Below are 18032 nucleotides of genomic sequence, written 5' to 3'. Positions count from 1 at the left end.
CCCCGGGTTAGGGCGCGGCTTGAAGACGTATAGAAAGTTCTCACCACCCGCCCACCGCACCCGCCCAACCAGGCCGACCTCTGCCCCGCGCTCCCGCGCCGAGTCTCAGCTGATGCTTGACACCGCCCCTGTCCGAGACCGGCTCAACCGGTAGCGTGTCGGGAGTCAGCAAGGGCTCCTGCACGTTCTAGAATTGGTGTCAGTGGAATCGTCGGAATCGCTACCGCGCACGACCAAACGTGGTGAGCGCACGGTCTATGACAGCGAATGGCTCCAGGTGGGCCTCGCTGATATCGAGCCGCCCGACGGACGACGATTCGAGCACCACGTCGTCCACATGAAGCCGGTCTCCATCGCTGTCCTCGTCGACGATTCCGACCGCGCCCTGATGCTGCACCGGCACCGCTGGGTCACCGACGAGATCGGGTACGAGTTTCTGGGTGGCCTGATCGAACCCGGGGAGGACCCGGCCGACACCGCACGTCGCGAGGCCGAGGAGGAGAGCGGCTGGCGCCCCTCCGGTCCCCCGGAGCACCTCGCCTCGTTCCAGCCGTTGCCCGGGATGGTCGACTCCCCCACCCACATCTACCTGTGGCGCACCTTCGACCACGTCGGAGAGCCGTCCGACCTGGAAGAGGCCGGCCTCCTGGAGTGGGTCCCGCTGACCGAGCTGCCCGCTCTCGTCGCGGGGAACCGGCTCCTCGGTGCAGGCACCCTGATCGCCGCACTCCAGATCCTCGCCCGGCAGGCCGGGGTGGAGTTCACGCCAGGAGCCGAGTGACCCGGTCGATCCTGCGGAGCTGCCGGATGGAGCCCGTCCGCCGCGCCAGGTCCCGCGCCACCCGTGCGTGCTCCAGCGACGACACCCGCTCTCCCCGCACCGCGTAGGACTGCGCGACGTCGCAGTGCAGGGACGCGGTCGCCCGTACCGACATCCCCGGAGTCCGCCCCAGCGCACTCAACAAGGCGTCCAGCGCCCCGGAGTCCCCGAGACCGGCCAGGACGTTGCCCCGCCACCTCGCGAGCTGCCAGTCGTCGAGGGACACGTACGGGACTGCGCTGTTGTCCGGCTCCGCCGGCATCGCCTGCTCGGCCAGCCTCAGCGCCTCCCGGCATCCCACGGGATCACCTGTCGCCGCCAGTGCCTCCGCCTCGGCTGCGTGCAGCCACGCGCCCAGCAACCCCGGCACCTTGGACCCGGCAGCTGACCTCGCCGCCCGGACGAGCTGCAGGGCCAGTTCCGGTCGCTCGACATCGAGCAGGTCGTAGGACTGTTCGCCCATCGCGTGCGAGAGCAGCGCGGGATCTCCGGACTCCCGGCCCGCGGTCTTGGCGAGATCGTGCAGCGTCCACGCCCCGCTGGTATCTCCGGAGTTGAGCACCTGCCAGCCGTGCAGCGCCGCGACATCGGCCAGCACCCCGGCGAGCTGCTGCCGTTCGGTCTCGCTGATCACGTGGGCCATCAGATCGCGCACCGTCGTGACCAGGGTGCCGGTCTGCTCGATCACCATCTGCGATCCGAGCTGCTGGTCGAGCTGCCGCAGCCCGTCCACCTGCTGCTGGAGCCCGGACACGGTGACAGCGTCGACGACCGCCGCCTGGTCCAGCATCAGTTCGAGCCCGTGGGCCGGGGCCTTCGGCAGCGGTGCGGGAGCCGCGTCCGGGAACCCGAGTTCGTCGGCGGTCCGTCCGAACAGGTCACAGAGGAGCTGTCGATAGTGCCCGGGCTTGCGCTTGCCGCGCTCCCAGTCCGACACCATCTGCTTCAAGCTGGCCCGGCTGACGCTCAACGCCGCGCCGCGCGACTCGGCCAGACGCAACAGCCGTCCCGCGAGCTGGTCCTGTGTCCAGCCCTGGGCCTCACGCGCTCCCCGCAGCGCTGAGCTCATCACGGGTCTCCCTCGTCTTCGGATTCCGCGCTTCTCATTGTGCCTGGTCAACGCGGTAAACGGAACGGTAAACACGAAGCTGTTTACTATCGTGAATTTACGGCTCCACGTGCTCGCTGGTGTTCTGGTCTGGCACACCCCGTCCGGGGTGAGCGAACTGCCAAGTTGATCCCCAGAAGGAGCACAGCAGCCATGCAGTTGATTCTCGACACCAATGCCATGCGTTTCCAGGCGTCCGGCGGATTCGAGCCGCGTCTGGACAAGGACGGTGTCCACCGTCGGGACAAGAGCGGTGGCACGAACCACCCCCTGTGGGCCGTCAAGCTCGTGGCCTGGAGTGACGGCGACGCGGAGACGATCCTGGTCACGGTGGCGGCCGACAACCCGCCCAAGGTCGATCAGGGTCAGTTCGTGTACGTGGACCGTCTGCAGGCGATGCCGTGGGTCCAGAACGGCAACTCGCGGGTGGCGTTCCGTGCCAAGTCCGTCCTTCCCGAGGGAAGCACCGGCGCGTCCAAGTAGGCCGCAATTCCGGTCCCGATCTCTGCGGAAGGGATGAGTGAACGATGTCCGACAACAACGGCACCACGGTCACCGTGACCCCGATGACGGAACGGCACGAGCCGTACCGCGCACCGGAAGCAAACATCTCGAAGGTGCACGACGCGATCTGCGGATCGCACTATTCCGTCGTGTTCGAGGCCGCTCATCAGGCCTCCAAGTTCGCCATCGAGGCGAACTCCTCGCAGGTCGACACAGCCACGAGGCTCGGGCACCTGGTCGACATGACCGAGTGCCTGGAGATCGCACTGACCCACGTCGGTCAGTGGAAGGCGGCGATGTCGCACCGCCTGCACGTCGAGGACGAGCGCAACTCCGGCTCCGGCTTCTAGCCGGTCCGCCCGGACTCGCCCGATGAAGGGCAGAGGTGGACACGGGACCGCCGAGGTTTCCCGACCACATACGCGGCCCCGCGTCCGCCTCTGTTCGCCCTTCCACCCCGGTTCAGCCAGAGCAGTCGGAAGGACTGATCGATGATGGCACGCACCTCACGTGCTCAGGGCCGCTCCGGCGGCCGCAACTCGTCCCGGACCTCCTATCGGAGCGGGACGATCGAGATCTTCACCCGCCCACACCAGAACCCGTACCTGCGGGTCGTGGGCTGGATCATCCGCTTCCGAGCGGAGCTGACCTGCATCGCCGTGATTCTGACGATCACGCTGGTCCTGCGGGACCACATCGGCCCCGCGAACACCGCCCTCGTGCTGGGCTTCGTCACCGTCATGGTGATCGGTGTCCCGGCTTCTCGCCGGTACGTCGCCGCCCGCTGCTGGGCTGTGACGACTCGTCATCGGATGCGGGCCTGCTTCGGCCAGACCCGGACCATGACCCACGACGGCAAGATGCCGCTGCTGCTGTGGTCACGGCCGTCCCCGGTCGGGGAACGCGTGCGAGTGTGGCTCCCGGCCGGGCTCTCGGTCAAGGACATCGACCAGGTCACCGACCGGATCTCCACCGCCTGCTGGGCCCGCACCACCCGGGTCACCCCGGTACGCGCCCAAGCAGCACTCGTCGTCGTGGATGTCGTCCGCCGCGACCCGCTCACCGTCGGGGACATCGTCCCCACCGGTATCCATGACCTCGCCGACCTCACTGAGACCAGGGCTGACGAGCACATCACGCCCGAGGACACCGGCAACGTCGTCGCCCTGCCCTCCCGCGACACCCTCACCGGCGCCCGCACCACGGCGTCGACCCCACCGGCCGAGAAGAAGCCGGGACGCACCAGCGGCAAGAACGCCACCGCGCGTCGGACCGCCGACGACGAGGACGCCGACCCGAGCCTGTAGCGCTCATCCGACCCGCCGCCCGGCGGGCCGGACCTCGGCGACCACACCCGCACGCACTGCGCATCCACGCCGAGTGAAGGACACCGCCATGACGATCCTCAACCGCCGGCGCACCCGCCGGAACCGACCCGCCGGCCCGCGCTCGATCTACGACCCGATCAGCTTCGGCATCGACGAGAACGGCGCCCCGGTCGAGGTCACCCTGATGTACCGCAACCTGCTCGACGGCGGCGAACCCGGCTCCGGGAAGTCCTCGCTGCTCAACACCATCATCGGCCACGCCGCACTCTGCACCGACGCCCGGCTGTGGCTGTTCGACGGCAAGATCGTCGAACTCGGACTCTGGCGCCCGGTCGCCGACGTGTTCGTCGGCAACTCCATCGGACTCGCACTCGACAGGCTCCGCGAACTCCAGTCCGAGATGGACATCCGCTACACCCAGCTCGACGCCGCCGGACGACGCAAGATCGTCCAGACCGACGGCCTCGACGTCATCCTCTGCGTGATCGACGAACTCGCCTACTACTCGGTCACCATCGGCACCAAGGACGAGCAGGAAGAGTTCCGCACCCTCGTCCGCGACCTCGTCGCCCGGGGCCGCGCCGCCGGAATCATCGTCGTCGCCGCCACCCAACGCCCGTCCGCCGACATCATCCCGACCAGCCTGCGGGACCTGTTCGGCTACCGCGTCGCCTTCCGCTGCACCACCGATTCCAGCTCCGACATCATCCTGTCCGTCGGCTGGGCCAAGGAAGGCTTCTCCGCCAAGGACATCCGCCCCGAGGACCGGGGCGTGGGCTGGCTGCTCGCCGAAGGCGGAATCCCCCGCCGGTTCAAGGCCGCCTACCTCACCGACGCCCACATCCGCGCCGTCGTAAATGTCGCCCGCCGTCTCCGCGACAACCCGCCCGGCGACCCCGCCGCATAAGCGCGATCCCGCAATTCCACCCGCCCGCCGAATAGCACCGCTATTCGTGACCCAGGAGAAGTGTGCCCAGATGAAGAACGACATCCGTCACCTGCTCGTCGCCACTCCGTTCGTCGCCGTCACGACCGGCATCGCCCTCACCGCCCGCAACACTCTCGGCGAGTCCGCCCCGCTGGTCCTGCTGGTCGGCTTCCTCGTCACCCTGCCCGTCCTGCTGGCCCTGGTCGTCCTGACCGACCGGTTCACCTCGTCGCGCCGGACACGCATCGCGCTGAGCGACCGCCACGGCACCGGGACCGACTCCCGGGCCCCCTACGCCGGAGCCCTGCGGTGACCGCGCCGACCGTCAAGACCGACTTGACACCCGAGCGCCCCACCCACCGCCACCGCAACCGCAACCGCCGGTTCTGCGAGAACGACGACTACGCCGCCTTCACCCGCCGCGTCGTCACCGCCCACGGCCGCCGCATCGGCCACGGCGACATCGAAGGACTCGCTGACCTCGCCCGCCTCGCCGAGGACATCGACACCGCCATCCGCCACGCCGTCACCGGACTGCGCGCCACCTTCACCTGGGCCGACATCGCCGTCCGCCTCGGCACCACCCGACAAGCCGCACACCAGCGCTACAGCACCGGAGGTGCACCGTGATCCGCGCCGTCACCTGCTACTCGATCACCTGCGACATCTGCTCATCCGAGTACGACACCGACGGCATCGAGGAACGCCCGCTGCACTTCGAGACCGCCGAGCAGGCGTTGCAGCACATCACCACCGACGGCTGGACCGCCGACGACGGACGCCTCATCTGCCGGGCCTGCGTCCTGGGACGCAACCGCGCCCGCTGCGTCTTCGAGGGCCACATGTGGTGCCACTGGACACCCTGCCACTGCCGGGGCCTCATCCCCGACCACGCCCTGTTCGGCTGCGACCTCTACCGCTCGTGCCTGCGTCCCGGATGCGACGCCCACGAGACCACCACCCTCGCCGCACTCCCGACCACCGACGACGCACCCGGTCGTTGACGGCGACCCCGCACCCCCGACCCGCCCGGCCGGGGGTGCCCGGTGACCGCCAACCACCCACCAGCGCAAGGAGAACCGCCATGACCGCCACCCTCGACACCCCGACCGACCGCCACGACACCCGCTCCGAGCAGCCGTTCCTCACCGCCGCCGAGTACGTCCTCACCGCCCGACAGCTCGTCCTCGCCCTGGCCGCCCACCTCGCCCGCTACGGCGACACCCTCGCCGTCAAGGTCGTCGACCCGCTCTGCGCCATCGACGCCGTCATGCGGTTCGACGGCGGGGACCTCCACACCTGGACCACCAGCCGTACCGCCGACGACGTCGCCGCCATCCGCGCCCGCGCCGAGCACATCGCCCGCGACTACTTCGGCCACGCCTTCCCGGCCGTCCCCTGGTAGCCGCCCATGACGACCGCGACGACACCCCGGCCGCCCGGATTCACCACCACCCGCACCGCGCTGCTGCGCCGCGCCGGATCCCGCGACCACCGACGCTGGCTCGACCACACCGCCGCCACCAGAGGATGCGTGCGCCCCGTGCGGCTCACCGGCGAACTCCACGACGTCGACACCACCACCGGCGCCATCACCCGCACCCGCCACACCCACGAGCTGCCCGACGGAGTCATCTACGTCCCCTGCGGCGACCGCCGCGCCAGCGTCTGCCCACCCTGCGCCGAGACCTACCGCGCCGACACCTACCAGCTCATCCGCGCCGGCCTCGTCGGCGGCAAAGGCGTCCCCCACACCGTCGCCGGACACCCCGCCGTGTTCGCCACCCTCACCGCACCGTCCTTCGGCCCCGTCCACACCCGCGTGGTCAACCCCCGCACCGGACAGGTCCGGCCCTGCCGCCCGCGACGCAACGCGACCCCCTGCCCCCACGGGCGCCTGCTGACCTGCACCCAGCGCCACACCGAGTCAGCGGCCTGCCTCGGCCGGCCGCTGTGCCTGGACTGCTACGACCACGCCCACCACGTCGTCTGGAACGGCTGGGCCGGAGAACTCTGGCGCCGCACCATGATCGCCCTCAACCGAGCGCTGCGGCCCCTCGCCAAGTTCCATGGCACGAAGCTGCGCGTCTCCTACGGCAAGGTCGCCGAGTACCAACGCCGCGGCGTCGTCCACTTCCACGCGCTCATCCGCCTCGACACCGTCGACCCGGACGACCCCGATGCGATACTCCCGCCGCCGGACACCATCACCCCGGCCCACCTCGCCGAGCTCGTCGCAGGCGCCACCCGGGCCACCGGCTTCGACACCCCGCCCTACGCCGACACCGGCCACACCTGGCCGATCACCTGGGGCCCACAGACCGACATCCGCGCCGTCACCCACGGACTCGACTCCGGCGCGATCACCTCCGACGCCGTCGCCGCGTACCTCGCCAAGTACGCCACCAAGGCCACCGAACCCGCCGGCCTCCCCATCACCGGACGGCTCACCGCCGACCTCGTCGAGCACTACGCCGACGCCCACACCCACCTCGGCCGTCTCATCGCCTACGCCCGCCAGCTCGGCACCAGACCCGCCGACTGGACCAGCGACGACGACCGCGCCGCCTGGCACGACACCTACGGCCGACTCGAGCGCTGGACCCACATGCTCGGCTTCGGCGGCCACTTCGCCACCAAGTCCCGGCGCTACTCCACCACCCACACCCGCCTGCGTGCCGAACGCCGGACCTGGCGCCGCACCAGCCGCACCGACCACTGGCGCCGCCACCACGGCGACGACGACCAGGACCTCGACGACACCACCCTCGTCGTCTGCCGCCTCACCCTCGCCGGGATCGGCTGGAACAGCACCGCTGACGCCCAGCTCGCCGCCGACGCCGCAGCACGCGCCAGGGCACACCGACAGCTGGCGAAGGAGGAACGCACGACCACAGACCCCCGATGATCAGGAAGGAGAACGATGACCACCGATCTGCAGGACGACGTGCTGTGGACCGTCTCGGACGTCGCCCGCTACCTGGGCGTCCCCGTCGGCACCCTCTACCAGTGGCGCCACCGGGGCGAGGGACCACGGAGCCGGCGAGTCGGACGCCACCTCCGCTACGACCCCACAGAGGTCAGGCGCTGGTTCAAGAACCTCGATGCGACCGGCGCGGCCTGACCGACCATGGCCAGCGTCGAGAAGCGCGTCCGCAACGGGAAACAGACATGGCTCGCCCGATGGCGCGATCCCGACGGGCGACAACGCAAGCGCTCGTTCGCCAGGAAGGTCGACGCCGACCGCTTTCTGGCCAAGGTCAACGCCGAGATGCTCCGCGGCGAGTACGTCGATCCCAGCGACCCGACGACGTTCCGGGAGTACGCCGAGCGATGGCGAGTCTCCCAGGTCCACCGGCCCACCACTCAGGCCCACGTCGAGACCAACCTCCGGCGCCACGTCTACCCGCACTTCGGGGACCGTCGGCTCAACTCGGTCCGGCCCAGCGAGATCCAGTCATGGGTGACCCGGCTGACTGCGACCCTCTCTCCCGCCACAGTGCAGGTCCTGCACGGCATCGTCGCGTCGATCTACAAGTCCGCGATTCGTGACCGGCACGTCAACGCCTCACCCTGCGAGGGAACCAAGCTGCCGAAGAAGCAGCCGCGAGAGGTCGTCCCGCTGCGCACGGAGATCGTGCACTCCATCGCGGAGACCATCCCCGAGCGGTATCACGCTCTCGTCGTGCTGGCGGCCGGAACTGGGATGCGGCAGGGCGAGTGCTTCGGACTCACGCTCGACCGGATCGACTTCATGCGAGGCACGGTCCGCGTCGACCGCCAACTCGTCCATCTTGCGCGCAAGGAGCCCGTGCTGGCCCCGCCGAAGACCATCGCCTCGCATCGGACGATTCCGCTCCCGACGGTCGTCGTCACTGCGTTGGTGGAACATGTCCGGCGGTACCCGATCACCCATCCCGAGGGACTGATCTTCACCGACGATGACGGCAAGCCACTCCGGCGTACCGCCTTCTCCCGCGAGATCTGGCGACCGACGCTCGCCGCCGTGCCCGATGCACCGGCCGGTACCGGGATGCACGACCTGCGGCACTACTACGCCTCGCTGCTGATCCGACATGGCGAATCTGTGAAGACGGTCCAGAGCAGGCTTGGCCACGCCACCGCTGCGGAAACCCTCGACACCTACGCTCACCTGTGGCCGGACTCGGCTGAGACGACACGTGACGCGGTCGACCAGGTCCTTGGAAGAACATCTACGGAGCGAACCGATCGTGAAGACGTAACGCTCCGCTCACCCTCTGCGACTTCGAGGCCATGATCGCCGAAGCGAGCGGGACATGTCGTCCGATGCGCAGGTTCTCGGGAGATACACCTAGCGAGGCAGCCCGGTAATTCCCGATGCGTATGCCGAAGTTCTCCCGACGAGAAACACTGATCATTGCGTCATTATTAATCGCTGGCGTCGCCCTCAGCGGACTTCTCTTACTTGGACTGCTTGGCAAGGTTCATTCCTCTAAAAATGACAGCCCTCAAGAAGAGCCAGGCCGGGCCGCAGCCACAGCGACACCGACCTTTAACGGATTGACCGCAACACCAATTGCCACTAGTCCACCCGCTCGACCATCGATCAACATCAAGACGTCGACGGAGGCAGATCGCACCATTACAGGCTTAGACGCGACACGGGGTATCCCATCGACAACCGCCCTCCCGCCCGCTCCCAATGTAATCGCGGGTCCCCCGCTACGAGAACAGGACGGCAGCGAGGGGAGCAGCCCTGGCGGAGACAGGCCCAACAGAGGGCAAGCCGCGGTACCTGAACCTCCTTTAACGAAACCCCCAATGGATCCGGTCTCAGTCACCACAGACCCTGTCGCTTCAGTGGACTGACAACGTGAAGAAGACACGTAAGACGACCAGACTGCGAAGCGCAGACGGGATTCAACGACCGAGTCATCAAATCCGCCCGAGAAGATCCGCGACGTCGTCGTCGGCAGCTGTCCCACTTCCTCGCGTCGCAGCGTGGCTACTAGCCCAGGTGAGCCTTCTGACAGCTCTACTCGTCTACTTTGGTTCCGTCAGATCCAGGGCGACCTTCGACTACTTCGCAGTAGATCCGAGCATGGTGAGCTACACCAACTCTGAGTTCGCGATTCGCTCAGTCAACTCTGTGTACATACCGCTGGTCGAGTTCACCGCGGCATGGCTTCTCTGCACCAGCGTTCTCCGCCTAGCGCCTACCAGTCGGAGACAAATCAGGAGTTTGATTCGAGCCGCGGGCCTCACCGCACTATCCCTCGGCGTGCTCACTACCGCGATCTATTGCGACCAGTTCATCGACCCTCGATCTGCTCTGGTTATCGGCTTTACAGGTCTCCTATCGGCGCTTCTCAAGGAGCTGCCTGAGAAAATCGACAAACTTGCGATCCTCGGACCCGCGATCTTGCTAGCAGTGCTGCTTCTGTTCATGGCGATAGGCTGGCAGGCCGAGAAGGTCGGACGAGAGTTCGCCGAGAGATTCGCGGTAGGGATACACTCGCAGCCTGAACTCATCATACGTTCAGACCGCCCGATCGGAGTGTCAGACGGCGCTGGAGTGAGGACCTACACTGCCGCCCCGTCGACCGGCTACAAGTTTGAGACGCAAGGCTTCCGCCTTCTCACTCGGGCCGGCGGCAACTACATCCTCGTTCGACCGGACAGCCCGCGCAGCTCTGTCACTTACCTGCCGATCGCGCCCGAGTTCCGGCTTGAAGCCATCTCGCGGCAGTAGGCTAGGTCGGTATCGGTCGAGCCTGGCTCGGCGCAGGCACCTCAGCGAACGCCACGAGTCCCACGTGCCCCCGGCGTGCCCCCAGGACACCCCTGGACTGAGAATTCCCAGCCCAGGGGCCTGAGGGCGGACGAGTCGGTCTGTAAGCCGGATCCTGTTCCCGGGCACCTCACGGTGCTCCGTTCGGCGACCATCCATCTCGGCCTGCCGTCGCCGGCAGGCTCCAGCGGTCCACCCGCAGGCTCGGGCGGGCAGCCCTCATGCGCCTGCGCAGCCGTACACGTACGGCCTCTCGACCTTGCTCCGGGTGGGGTTTACCGAGCCACCCCGGTCACCCGGGGTGCTGGTGGTCTCTTACACCACCGTTTCACCCTTACCCCGCGGCTCCGGGGAGCCGCGTGGCGGTCTGTTCTCTGTGGCACTGTCCCGCGGGTCGCCCCGGGTTGCCGTTGACAACCACCCTGCCCTGTGGAGTCCGGACTTTCCTCGGCGGGACCCGGAGGTCCCGCCGCGGCCGCCCGACCGACTCGTCCGCAGCCACGAGGATACTCACGCCGCGACGGCGGCCCGCACGACCTCCGCCAGTTCGTCGCGGCCGGGGCCGTCGGCGAGCGGCGCCCGCCATCCGCCCTGGTAGACGGCGCGGGCGAGCGGCTCCACCGGGTCGAGGGACTCCGGGCCGGCGAGCATCGCGAGGTAGGGCCCGAGCGCCGGCGCGATCCGCGGGTCGGCCGCGGCGGCGGCGAGGATCAGGTCGCTCGGGATGCGCCGGGTGAGGTCGACGTCGCCGCCGGACCACACGCGTCGCCAGTGGTCGTCGGAGCGGGTGTGGTCGTGCACCCACGGGAGCATCGCGGCGTCGCACCACGCCCCGAACGAGGCGGTGTCGCCGGTGTCGAGGCGGTCGAGCAGCGCCCGGACCTGCATCGCGGTGGTGGCGAGGCCGCGGCCGAACATCGGGGTGGTGGTGCAGACGGCGTCGCCGAGCAGCACCAGCCCGCCGACGTCGGGCTGGGCGCGGTAGTGGTTGTACAGCCGTCCGCCGGGCAGCACCGGGGTGATCGGTGCGGACCGGTCGGGGTCGGTCCAGTCGCACAGCCCGGGGACGGCGCGGCAGGCGGCGGTGAACGCGGCCTCGTGACGGAGGTCGTGCAGCGCGTCGGCCGGGCGGACGAGGAGCACCGAGAAGATCCCGCGCTCGTGCCGGAACACGATCACCTGGTAGCCGTCGAGCCGGGCCTCCCAGGCGAGCGGGTTGCTCATCGGACCGGGCTCGGCGCCGTCGTGCAGCCGGTACTGGCGGCTGACGTAGGCGATGCCGGTGTCGCCGCCCGCGACCGGTGCCGGGCCGAGGTCCCGGGTCACCCGGCCGTTGCGGCCCGAGGCGTCGACGACCAGGTCGGCGGGGAGGTGCTCACCGTCGACGACGAGCCCCCGGGCCCGGCCGTCCTCGACGCCCACCCGGTCGACGTGGCCGCGGCGCAGGGTCAGCCCCGGCTGCCGGGCCGCGACCGAGCGCAGTGCCCGCTCGAAGGTCTCCCGCCGCACCCGCATCCCGGCGGGCACGCGGGTGCCGTCGTCGAGGACGAAGGTGAGCGGCTCGGCGCCGGCGGCCAGGCAGGCGTCCCACGCCTCGGGCAGCTCCGCGCGCAGCGCCTCCCCCATCTGCTGGCGGACGCCGTGCGGGTGGTGGAACTGCATGACCCCGCGCCGCTCCCAGCGGCCGCCGGTGTCCGGTCCGGGGTCGGGGTCGACCGCGACGACCGCGTGCCCGCGTCGCGCCAGCGCGGCCCCGAGGAGCAGGCCCGCGGGGCCGGCGCCGATGATGCCCACCTGCACGACGACCTCCCGGCTATATTGACTGCACTCAGAGTGCACCGAATTGAGGGTGATGTCCAGTGACGCGGGCCTACCGCTCCACGACGCGCGACGAGCGGGCGCGCGCGACCCGGCGGACCGTCGTCGCGACGGCGGCCGAGCTGTTCGTCCGCGACGGATGGACCGCCACCACCCTCGACGCCGTCGCCGCCGCCGCCGGGGTCAGCCGCCGGACCGTCGTCAACGCCGCCGGGGGCAAGCCGGCGCTGCTGTCGCTGGCGTGGGACCACACCCTCGTCGGCGACGACGAGCCGGTCCCGATGGCCGAGCGGCCCGCCGTCGCGCGGATCCTGGCCCGCACCGACCCGGCCGGCGCGGTCGCCGCCTGGGTGGACATGGTCGTCGGGGTCCAGGGCCGCGCCGCGCCGCTGGCCGCGGTGATCGACGCGGCCGCGGACGTCGACGCCGACGTCGCCGCCCTGCGCGACCGTGCCGAGACCGAGCGTCTCGCCGGGGCCCGGGCGTTCGCCGCCCACCTGGCGACGCTGGACCCGGACCTCGACCCCGGCCCGGTCGCGGACCTGGCGTGGACGCTGAACGACGGCACGTCCTACCGGCGCCTGGTCGTGCTGCGTGGCTGGCCGGTCGATCGCTACCGGGAGTGGCTGGTCACGGTCGCGCGGTGCTCGCTGCTCACGTCCCGCAGAACGTCGTGAACGGCGGCGAGTCCGGCCCCGCGGGCTGGGCGTAGCGCTCGTAGCCCGCGCGCTCGGTGAACGGGTCCGCGAGGACCTGCAGCAGCCACTGCACCGGCTCCAGGTCCCCCTCGACGGCGGCGCCCAGCGCCTCCTCGACCAGGTGGTTGCGCGGCACGTAGACCGGGTTGACCCGGTCCATCGCATCGGCGTCCGGACCGGCGGCCCGCCAGGACTCCAGCCACGGGTCCAGCGCGGCCGGGTCGGACAGCAGTGCGCGGACCGGCCCGGCGTCGCCCCGGGCGGCCTCGGACAGCCGTCGGAAGAACAGGGTGTGGTCGGGCTTCTGGTCCTCGATGACCGCGAACAGGTCGGCGAGCAGCTCCGGTGTCCCGACGCCGATCTTGGCGAGGTAGCCGCGGTCCCGGGCGGCGAGGTAGGCGTCGGCGAAGCCCGCCAGCTCCTCGGTCGCGAGGCGCACCGCCTCCTCCTGGGAGTCGGCGAACAGCCCCAGCAGCGACTCGCCGAGCCGCGCGAGGTTCCACTGGGCGATGCCGGGCTGGTTGCCGTAGGCGTAGCGGCCACCGGAGTCGATCGAGGAGTACCAGGTCGCCGGGTCGTGGGCGTCGAGGAAGGCGCACGGGCCGTAGTCGATGGTCTCGCCGGAGATCGTCATGTTGTCGGTGTTCATGACGCCGTGCACGAACCCGATCTGCATCCAGCGCGCGACCAGCCCGGCCTGGACGGCGATCACCGCGCGGTAGAGCTCCAGCGGCGAGGACGCCTGCGGGTGGTGCCGGGCGATCGCGTACTCCGCGAGCCGGCGCAGCACGTCGACCTCGCCCGTGGCGGCCGCGAACTGGAAGGTCCCCACCCGCAGGTGGCTGGCCGCGGTGCGGGCGAGCACGGCGCCCGGCTCCGGGCCGCGGTCGCGCAGCACGGGCTCACCGGTGGCGACGACGGCCAGCGACCGCGTGGAGGGCACCCCCAGCGCATGCATCGCCTCGGAGATCACGTACTCGCGCAGCATCGGTCCGAGCGGGGCCCTCCCGTCGCCGCCGCGGGCGAACGGGGTGCGTCCGGACCCCTTGAGGTGCAGGTCGCGGCGGGCGCCGTCGGGGGTGACCAGCTCGCCGACCAGCAGCGCACGGCCGTCGCCGAGCCGCGGCGAGTAGTTGCCGAACTGGTGGCCGGCGTACGCCTGCGCGACGGTCGTCGCCGAGTCGGGCACGGTCGTGCCGGTGAGCAGCGCGACACCCTCGGGCGTGCGCAGCTGCGCCGGGTCGAGGCCCAGCTCACCGGCCAGGGACTCGTTGAGCAGCACCAGCCGCGCGTCCGGCGCCGGGGCGGCCTGCCAGGGCAGGTAGAGCCCGTCCAGGTCGCGGACGAAGGTGTTCTCGAACGCGATCTCGGTGGCAGCGGTCATGGGTCCCAGGCTACGGACCCGCACGGTCGGCTGCCGGGGAGGACCGCGGCGTTGCACCGGGATACCGTCCGGTGGTGATCGACCTCTCCCAGCCGTGGGCGCTGGTGTTCCTGCTGGTGGCCGGGCTGCTCGCGGGTGCGGTGAACGCCGTCGCGGGCGGCGGGTCGCTGCTGGTGTTCCCGGCGCTGCTCGGGGTGGGGTTCCCGCCGCTGGCGGCGAACGTCACCAACTCGGTCGCCCAGTGGCCCGGCTACGCCGGGCTGGTGCTCGGGGCCCGCCGCGAGCTGCCCGGACAGGGCAGGCGGATCGCGGTCACCGCGGTCGCCGCGGCGCTGGGCAGCGGAGTGGGCTGCACCCTGCTGCTGGTGCTGCCCAGCAGCGTGTTCGACGCCGTCGTGCCCGTCCTGGTGATCCTGGCCAGCCTCACGATGGCGGTCGGGCCGTGGCTCAAGCGCCGGATCGGCGACCCGGCCGCCCGGGGGCGGGACCGCACCCCGGCACTGCTGGTCGCGGTGTTCCTCGCCGCGGTCTACGGCGGCTACTTCGGCGGTGCCCTGGGCGTGGTGCTGATCTCGGCACTGTCGCTGTTCGCCCACGACGAGCTGCGCAGGCTCAACGCGCTCAAGGGCGTGCTGTCGCTGGTCGTCGCGACGGTGACGGTCGTCGTGTTCGCCCTCGGCGCCCCGGTCGACTGGCTCGCCGTCGCGCTGCTCGCGCCGACCACGCTGGTCGGCGGCTACGTCGGCGCCCTGGTCGCGCGGCGGATGCCGGAGACCCTGCTGCGCTGGGCGGTGGTCCTGCTGGGCCTGGCCGTCGGCGTCGCGCTGCTGGTCACGTGAGCCTCCTGCTGGCGGTCGCCCTGCTGGCCGCGGTCCTGGCCGCCGCGACGCTGCGCCCGTTCGGGCTGCCCGAGGCCGTGGTCGCGGTCCCGGCGGCACTGGTCGCCGTCGTCGCCGGACTGGTGACCCCGGCCGGGGCGTGGACCGAGATCGGCGAGCTCGCCCCGACCGTCGGGTTCCTCGCCGCGATCCTGCTGCTCGGGCACCTCGCCGACGCCGAGGGCGTGTTCCGCTGGCTGGGCGCGCGACTGGCGACGGCGTCGGCCGGGTCCCCGCGACGGCTGCTGGCCGCCGTCTTCGCGGCGGCGGCCGGGACGACCGCGGTGCTGAGCCTGGACGCGACGGTGGTCCTGCTGACCCCGGTGGTGCTGGCGACGGCGGCCCGGCTGGGGGTGGCGTCGCGGCCGCACTCGTTCGCCTGCGCCCACCTGTCGAACTCGGCGTCCGGGCTGCTGCCGGTGTCGAACCTGACGAACCTGCTGGCGTTCTCGGCGTCGGGGCTGGGGTTCCTGACCTTCGCGGGGCTGATGGTCGGGCCGTGGGTGGCGGTGATCGTCGTCGAGTACCTGGTGCTGCGGTGGGTGTTCCGGCGCGACCTCGCCGCGGAGCCGGAGCCGGAGCCGGCCCCGGCCGGTCCCGCGGTGCCCGCGCCGGCCGCGCCGGTCGTCGCGCTGGTGGTGCTCGGGCTGACCCTGGCCGGGTTCGCGGTGGCCTCGCCGCTGGGCGTCGAACCGGGCTGGGTCGCCGCGGCCGGGGCCGCGGTGCTGGCGGTGCGGGCGCTGGTGCGGCGCGAGACCGGGCCGCTGCGCCTGGTCGCCGCGGCCTCCCCCGGGTTCTGCCTGTTCGTGCTGGCCCTGGGCGTGGTCGTCGCCGGGCTCAGTGCCCAGGGGCTGTCGGGCTGGATCGGTGCGCTGCTGCCCGCCACCCCGGACCTGACCGGGCTGCTGGTCACCGCGGCCGTCGCGGCGGTGCTGGCGAACCTGGTGAACAACCTGCCCGCGACGCTGGTGCTGCTCACCGCGCTCGGCCCGGCCGCGCACCCCGGGCTGGTGCTGGCGATGCTGCTGGGCGTCAACATCGGGCCGAACCTGACCTACGCCGGGTCGCTCGCGACGCTGCTGTGGCGGCGTATCGCCACTGGCTACGGCGACCCGCCGCGGCTCGGCACGTTCCTGCGGCTGGGGGCGCTCACCGTCCCGCTGGGCCTGCTCGCCGCGACGACCGCGCTCTGGGCCGCGCTCGCGGTGCTTCCCCGGTAGCGGCACGGCCCGGACAGCACGACGGCCCCGCCCGGAAGGGGCGGGGCCGGTCGCGGACGGTGGGCAGGGATCAGAACTCGTGGGCCATGTCGTGGCCGAGGTCGGTGTCCGGGTCCATCTCGCGGGCCGGGACACCCATCGGGCGTGAGCTGCCGCGCCGCTGCTGGGGCAGCCGCGCGATCACCTTCATCTCGTGTGCCAGGTCGTAGCCGTAGTCGTGCTCGTGGATCTGCGACATCGCTGTCCTCACCGTCTCCCTGTTCCCCGCCGACACCGAGACTGTCGTTCACGCTCCGTAGGTTGACCACCCCGTACGGTGCACGCGAAGCATCGCTCAGGTGAGGAACGGGGACAACTGTCCGGAGTCGACACCGCCCGAACGGGTCAGGACGGTATCGATCCAGCAGGCGGTGACGGGCCGGTGACTACCGGAGGTCGTCCAGGTAGGACGTCTCGTTGACCAGACGCACCGATGCGCCCCCGTCGGGGTAGAAGTCGGCGATGTTGAGGCAGGCCAGGTCCAGGTGCATGCGGTAGAGCACCTCGTCGCCGGCGCCGAGCGCGGTGCGCAGCAACATCTTGATCGGGGTGACGTGGCTGACGAGGACCACCGTCCGACCGGCGAACTCCTCGACGATCCGGGCCCGCTCGGCCTCGACCCGCTCCCCCACCGCGCGGAAGCTCTCGCCGCCCGGCGGTTCGACGTCGGCGGATCCGAGCCAGCGGCCGTGCAGCTCGGGGTCGCGCTCGCGGGCCTCGGTGAAGGTGAGGCCCTCCCAGCCGCCGAAGTCGGTCTCGATCAGGCCGTCGCGGACCTCGAGGTCCGCCCCGGTCGTCTCGGCGACGGCGGCCGCGGTCTGGCGGGCCCGGCGCAGCGGCGAGGACAGCACCACGGCCGGTTCGACACCCTGGCCCGACAGCCGGGTCTCCAGCGCGCGGGCCGCGGCGGCGGCCTGCTTCTGGCCCAGCTCGGTCAGCTCGGGGTCGCCGTGGCCGGAGTAGCGGCGCTCGACCGACAGCTCGGTCTGGCCGTGACGCAGCAGGATCAGCCGCGTCGGGGAGCCCGTCTGCCCGGTCCACGCGGCCGCGGCGGCCGCGGAGTCCGTCGACGCGGTCGCGCCCGCGGGCGGCTTCGGCGCCGGTCCCACCGCCCCGGACGGGTCCAGGGTGGGGTTCGACTCCCCGTCCATCGCCCGGTTGGCGAGCGCGTCGGCGCGGGCGTTGTCCTTGCGCGGGATCCACACGAAGGTGACCGCGTCGAACTCCGCGGCCAGCTCGCGGGCGGTGTCGGCGAGCTCCTGCAGCGGCGGGTGCTTGATCTTCCAGCGCCCGCTCATCTGCTCGACGACGAGCTTGGAGTCCATCCGGGCCTCGACCTCGGTGGCCCCCAGGTCGAGCGCGGCCCTCAGCCCGGCGATCAGGCCGCGGTACTCGGCGACGTTGTTGGTGGTGGTCCCGAGGCCGTCGTAGACCTCACCGAGCACCTGGCGGGCGCCGGCGTCGAGCACCACCGCGCCGTAGCCGGCGGGCCCGGGGTTGCCGCGGGAGCCGCCGTCCGCCTCGACGACCAGCT

21 protein-coding genes and 1 other RNA gene are annotated in these 18032 nt (G+C 71.1%); 16 read left to right on the top strand and 6 right to left on the bottom strand.

Features of this window, described 5'->3' with window-relative positions:
- The first annotated feature begins 277 nt into the window (after positions 1-277).
- Complete coding sequence (locus ND486_RS21530) at positions 278-781, top strand: NUDIX hydrolase (RefSeq protein WP_251786236.1); 504 nt, start codon at positions 278-280, stop codon at positions 779-781.
- Here ND486_RS21530 and ND486_RS21525 read toward each other — a convergent pair.
- Positions 762-1889, bottom strand: coding sequence for a helix-turn-helix transcriptional regulator (locus ND486_RS21525; RefSeq protein WP_251786235.1), 1128 nt, complete (start codon positions 1887-1889; stop codon positions 762-764). The genes ND486_RS21530 and ND486_RS21525 overlap by 20 nt on opposite strands.
- Positions 1890-2081: 192 nt before the next feature.
- Between ND486_RS21525 and ND486_RS21520 the strand changes: the two genes are divergently transcribed.
- The 12 genes from ND486_RS21520 to ND486_RS21465 all read left to right on the top strand — a co-directional run bounded on the left by ND486_RS21520 (position 2082) and on the right by ND486_RS21465 (position 10422).
- A complete protein-coding gene (locus tag ND486_RS21520) occupies positions 2082-2411 on the top strand; it encodes a hypothetical protein (RefSeq protein WP_251786233.1) in 330 nt (109 codons plus the stop codon).
- A 44-nt stretch (positions 2412-2455) separates the two neighbouring features.
- Entirely contained in the window at positions 2456-2782 is a 327-nt protein-coding gene (locus ND486_RS21515) for a hypothetical protein (protein ID WP_251786232.1), read from the top strand.
- A 144-nt stretch (positions 2783-2926) separates the two neighbouring features.
- A complete protein-coding gene (locus ND486_RS21510; RefSeq protein WP_251786229.1) occupies positions 2927-3739 on the top strand; it encodes a hypothetical protein in 813 nt (270 codons plus the stop codon).
- A gap of 88 nt (positions 3740-3827) precedes the next feature.
- Positions 3828-4667, top strand: a complete 840-nt coding sequence (locus tag ND486_RS21505; RefSeq protein WP_251786227.1) for an FtsK/SpoIIIE domain-containing protein — start codon at positions 3828-3830, stop codon at positions 4665-4667.
- Positions 4668-4713: 46 nt separating this feature from the next.
- Positions 4714-5001, top strand: coding sequence for a hypothetical protein (locus ND486_RS21500; protein ID WP_251786225.1), 288 nt, complete (start codon positions 4714-4716; stop codon positions 4999-5001).
- Entirely contained in the window at positions 4998-5318 is a 321-nt protein-coding gene (locus tag ND486_RS21495; protein ID WP_251786223.1) for a hypothetical protein, read from the top strand. Before ND486_RS21500 ends, ND486_RS21495 begins: the two co-directional genes overlap by 4 nt.
- Positions 5315-5692 (top strand): hypothetical protein, encoded by a 378-nt coding sequence (locus ND486_RS21490; protein ID WP_251786221.1) that lies wholly within the window; start codon positions 5315-5317, stop codon positions 5690-5692. The genes ND486_RS21495 and ND486_RS21490 overlap by 4 nt, the downstream gene beginning before the upstream one ends.
- 80 nt (positions 5693-5772) lie before the next feature.
- Positions 5773-6093, top strand: a complete 321-nt coding sequence (locus ND486_RS21485) for a hypothetical protein (protein WP_251786219.1) — start codon at positions 5773-5775, stop codon at positions 6091-6093.
- Between the two features lie 6 nt (positions 6094-6099).
- Entirely contained in the window at positions 6100-7596 is a 1497-nt protein-coding gene (locus ND486_RS21480; protein ID WP_251786217.1) for a replication initiator, read from the top strand.
- Between the two features lie 15 nt (positions 7597-7611).
- Complete coding sequence (locus tag ND486_RS21475) at positions 7612-7812, top strand: AlpA family transcriptional regulator (RefSeq protein ID WP_251786215.1); 201 nt, start codon at positions 7612-7614, stop codon at positions 7810-7812.
- Positions 7813-7818: 6 nt separating this feature from the next.
- Positions 7819-8967 carry a site-specific integrase gene (locus ND486_RS21470; RefSeq protein WP_251786213.1) on the top strand — a complete coding sequence of 383 codons (1149 nt, stop codon included), beginning with the start codon at positions 7819-7821 and terminating at the stop codon, positions 8965-8967.
- Between the two features lie 720 nt (positions 8968-9687).
- Positions 9688-10422, top strand: coding sequence for a hypothetical protein (locus ND486_RS21465; protein ID WP_251786212.1), 735 nt, complete (start codon positions 9688-9690; stop codon positions 10420-10422).
- Positions 10423-10549: 127 nt separating this feature from the next.
- Here the strand turns inward: ND486_RS21465 and rnpB are convergent.
- Together rnpB and ND486_RS21455 are read right to left on the bottom strand one after the other, a co-directional pair.
- An RNA gene (gene rnpB, locus ND486_RS21460) (RNase P RNA component class A) lies at positions 10550-10952 on the bottom strand.
- 19 nt (positions 10953-10971) lie between these two features.
- Positions 10972-12300, bottom strand: coding sequence for a lycopene cyclase family protein (locus ND486_RS21455; RefSeq protein ID WP_251786210.1), 1329 nt, complete (start codon positions 12298-12300; stop codon positions 10972-10974).
- A 20-nt stretch (positions 12301-12320) separates the two neighbouring features.
- On the opposite strand from ND486_RS21455, the gene ND486_RS21450 reads away from it, so the two are divergent.
- Positions 12321-12956, top strand: coding sequence for a TetR/AcrR family transcriptional regulator (locus ND486_RS21450; protein ID WP_251786208.1), 636 nt, complete (start codon positions 12321-12323; stop codon positions 12954-12956).
- Here ND486_RS21450 and ND486_RS21445 read toward each other — a convergent pair.
- On the bottom strand, positions 12934-14361 hold the full coding sequence (locus ND486_RS21445) for a YdiU family protein (RefSeq protein ID WP_251786206.1): 1428 nt from the start codon (positions 14359-14361) through the stop codon (positions 12934-12936). The genes ND486_RS21450 and ND486_RS21445 overlap by 23 nt on opposite strands.
- Positions 14362-14435: 74 nt before the next feature.
- Here ND486_RS21445 and ND486_RS21440 point away from each other — a divergent pair, with 74 nt between their 5' ends.
- Both ND486_RS21440 and ND486_RS21435 read left to right on the top strand, forming a co-directional pair.
- On the top strand, positions 14436-15200 hold the full coding sequence (locus ND486_RS21440; protein ID WP_251786204.1) for a sulfite exporter TauE/SafE family protein: 765 nt from the start codon (positions 14436-14438) through the stop codon (positions 15198-15200).
- Complete coding sequence (locus ND486_RS21435) at positions 15197-16459, top strand: SLC13 family permease (RefSeq protein WP_251786202.1); 1263 nt, start codon at positions 15197-15199, stop codon at positions 16457-16459. Before ND486_RS21440 ends, ND486_RS21435 begins: the two co-directional genes overlap by 4 nt.
- Before the next feature lie 70 nt (positions 16460-16529).
- On the opposite strand, the gene ND486_RS21430 is transcribed toward ND486_RS21435, so the two are convergent.
- Positions 16530-16697, bottom strand: a complete 168-nt coding sequence (locus ND486_RS21430) for a hypothetical protein (protein WP_020622575.1) — start codon at positions 16695-16697, stop codon at positions 16530-16532.
- A 187-nt stretch (positions 16698-16884) separates the two neighbouring features.
- Entirely contained in the window at positions 16885-18030 is a 1146-nt protein-coding gene (locus ND486_RS21425; protein WP_251786467.1) for a bifunctional RNase H/acid phosphatase, read from the bottom strand.
- Positions 18031-18032 lie beyond the last annotated feature (2 nt).

The organism is Pseudonocardia sp. DR1-2 (genome assembly GCF_023717215.1).
Classification (GTDB): Bacteria; Actinomycetota; Actinomycetes; order Mycobacteriales; family Pseudonocardiaceae; genus Pseudonocardia; species Pseudonocardia alni.
Note: the sequence above shows the minus strand (reverse complement) of the source record. Positions and strands in the feature narration are given on the sequence as shown.

Excerpts from the sequence above, each read along its gene's own strand:
- ND486_RS21515 (WP_251786232.1), top strand. The coding sequence starts at position 2,456 with ATGTCCGACAACAACGGCACCACGGTCACCGTGACCCCGATGACGGAA.
- ND486_RS21525 (WP_251786235.1), bottom strand. The coding sequence starts at position 1,889 with ATGAGCTCAGCGCTGCGGGGAGCGCGTGAGGCCCAGGGCTGGACACAG.
- ND486_RS21470 (WP_251786213.1), top strand. The coding sequence starts at position 7,819 with ATGGCCAGCGTCGAGAAGCGCGTCCGCAACGGGAAACAGACATGGCTC.
- ND486_RS21480 (WP_251786217.1), top strand. The coding sequence starts at position 6,100 with ATGACGACCGCGACGACACCCCGGCCGCCCGGATTCACCACCACCCGC.
- ND486_RS21520 (WP_251786233.1), top strand. The coding sequence starts at position 2,082 with ATGCAGTTGATTCTCGACACCAATGCCATGCGTTTCCAGGCGTCCGGC.
- ND486_RS21505 (WP_251786227.1), top strand. The coding sequence starts at position 3,828 with ATGACGATCCTCAACCGCCGGCGCACCCGCCGGAACCGACCCGCCGGC.
- ND486_RS21510 (WP_251786229.1), top strand. The coding sequence starts at position 2,927 with ATGGCACGCACCTCACGTGCTCAGGGCCGCTCCGGCGGCCGCAACTCG.
- ND486_RS21430 (WP_020622575.1), bottom strand. The coding sequence starts at position 16,697 with ATGTCGCAGATCCACGAGCACGACTACGGCTACGACCTGGCACACGAG.
- ND486_RS21445 (WP_251786206.1), bottom strand. The coding sequence starts at position 14,361 with ATGACCGCTGCCACCGAGATCGCGTTCGAGAACACCTTCGTCCGCGAC.
- ND486_RS21485 (WP_251786219.1), top strand. The coding sequence starts at position 5,773 with ATGACCGCCACCCTCGACACCCCGACCGACCGCCACGACACCCGCTCC.
- ND486_RS21475 (WP_251786215.1), top strand. The coding sequence starts at position 7,612 with ATGACCACCGATCTGCAGGACGACGTGCTGTGGACCGTCTCGGACGTC.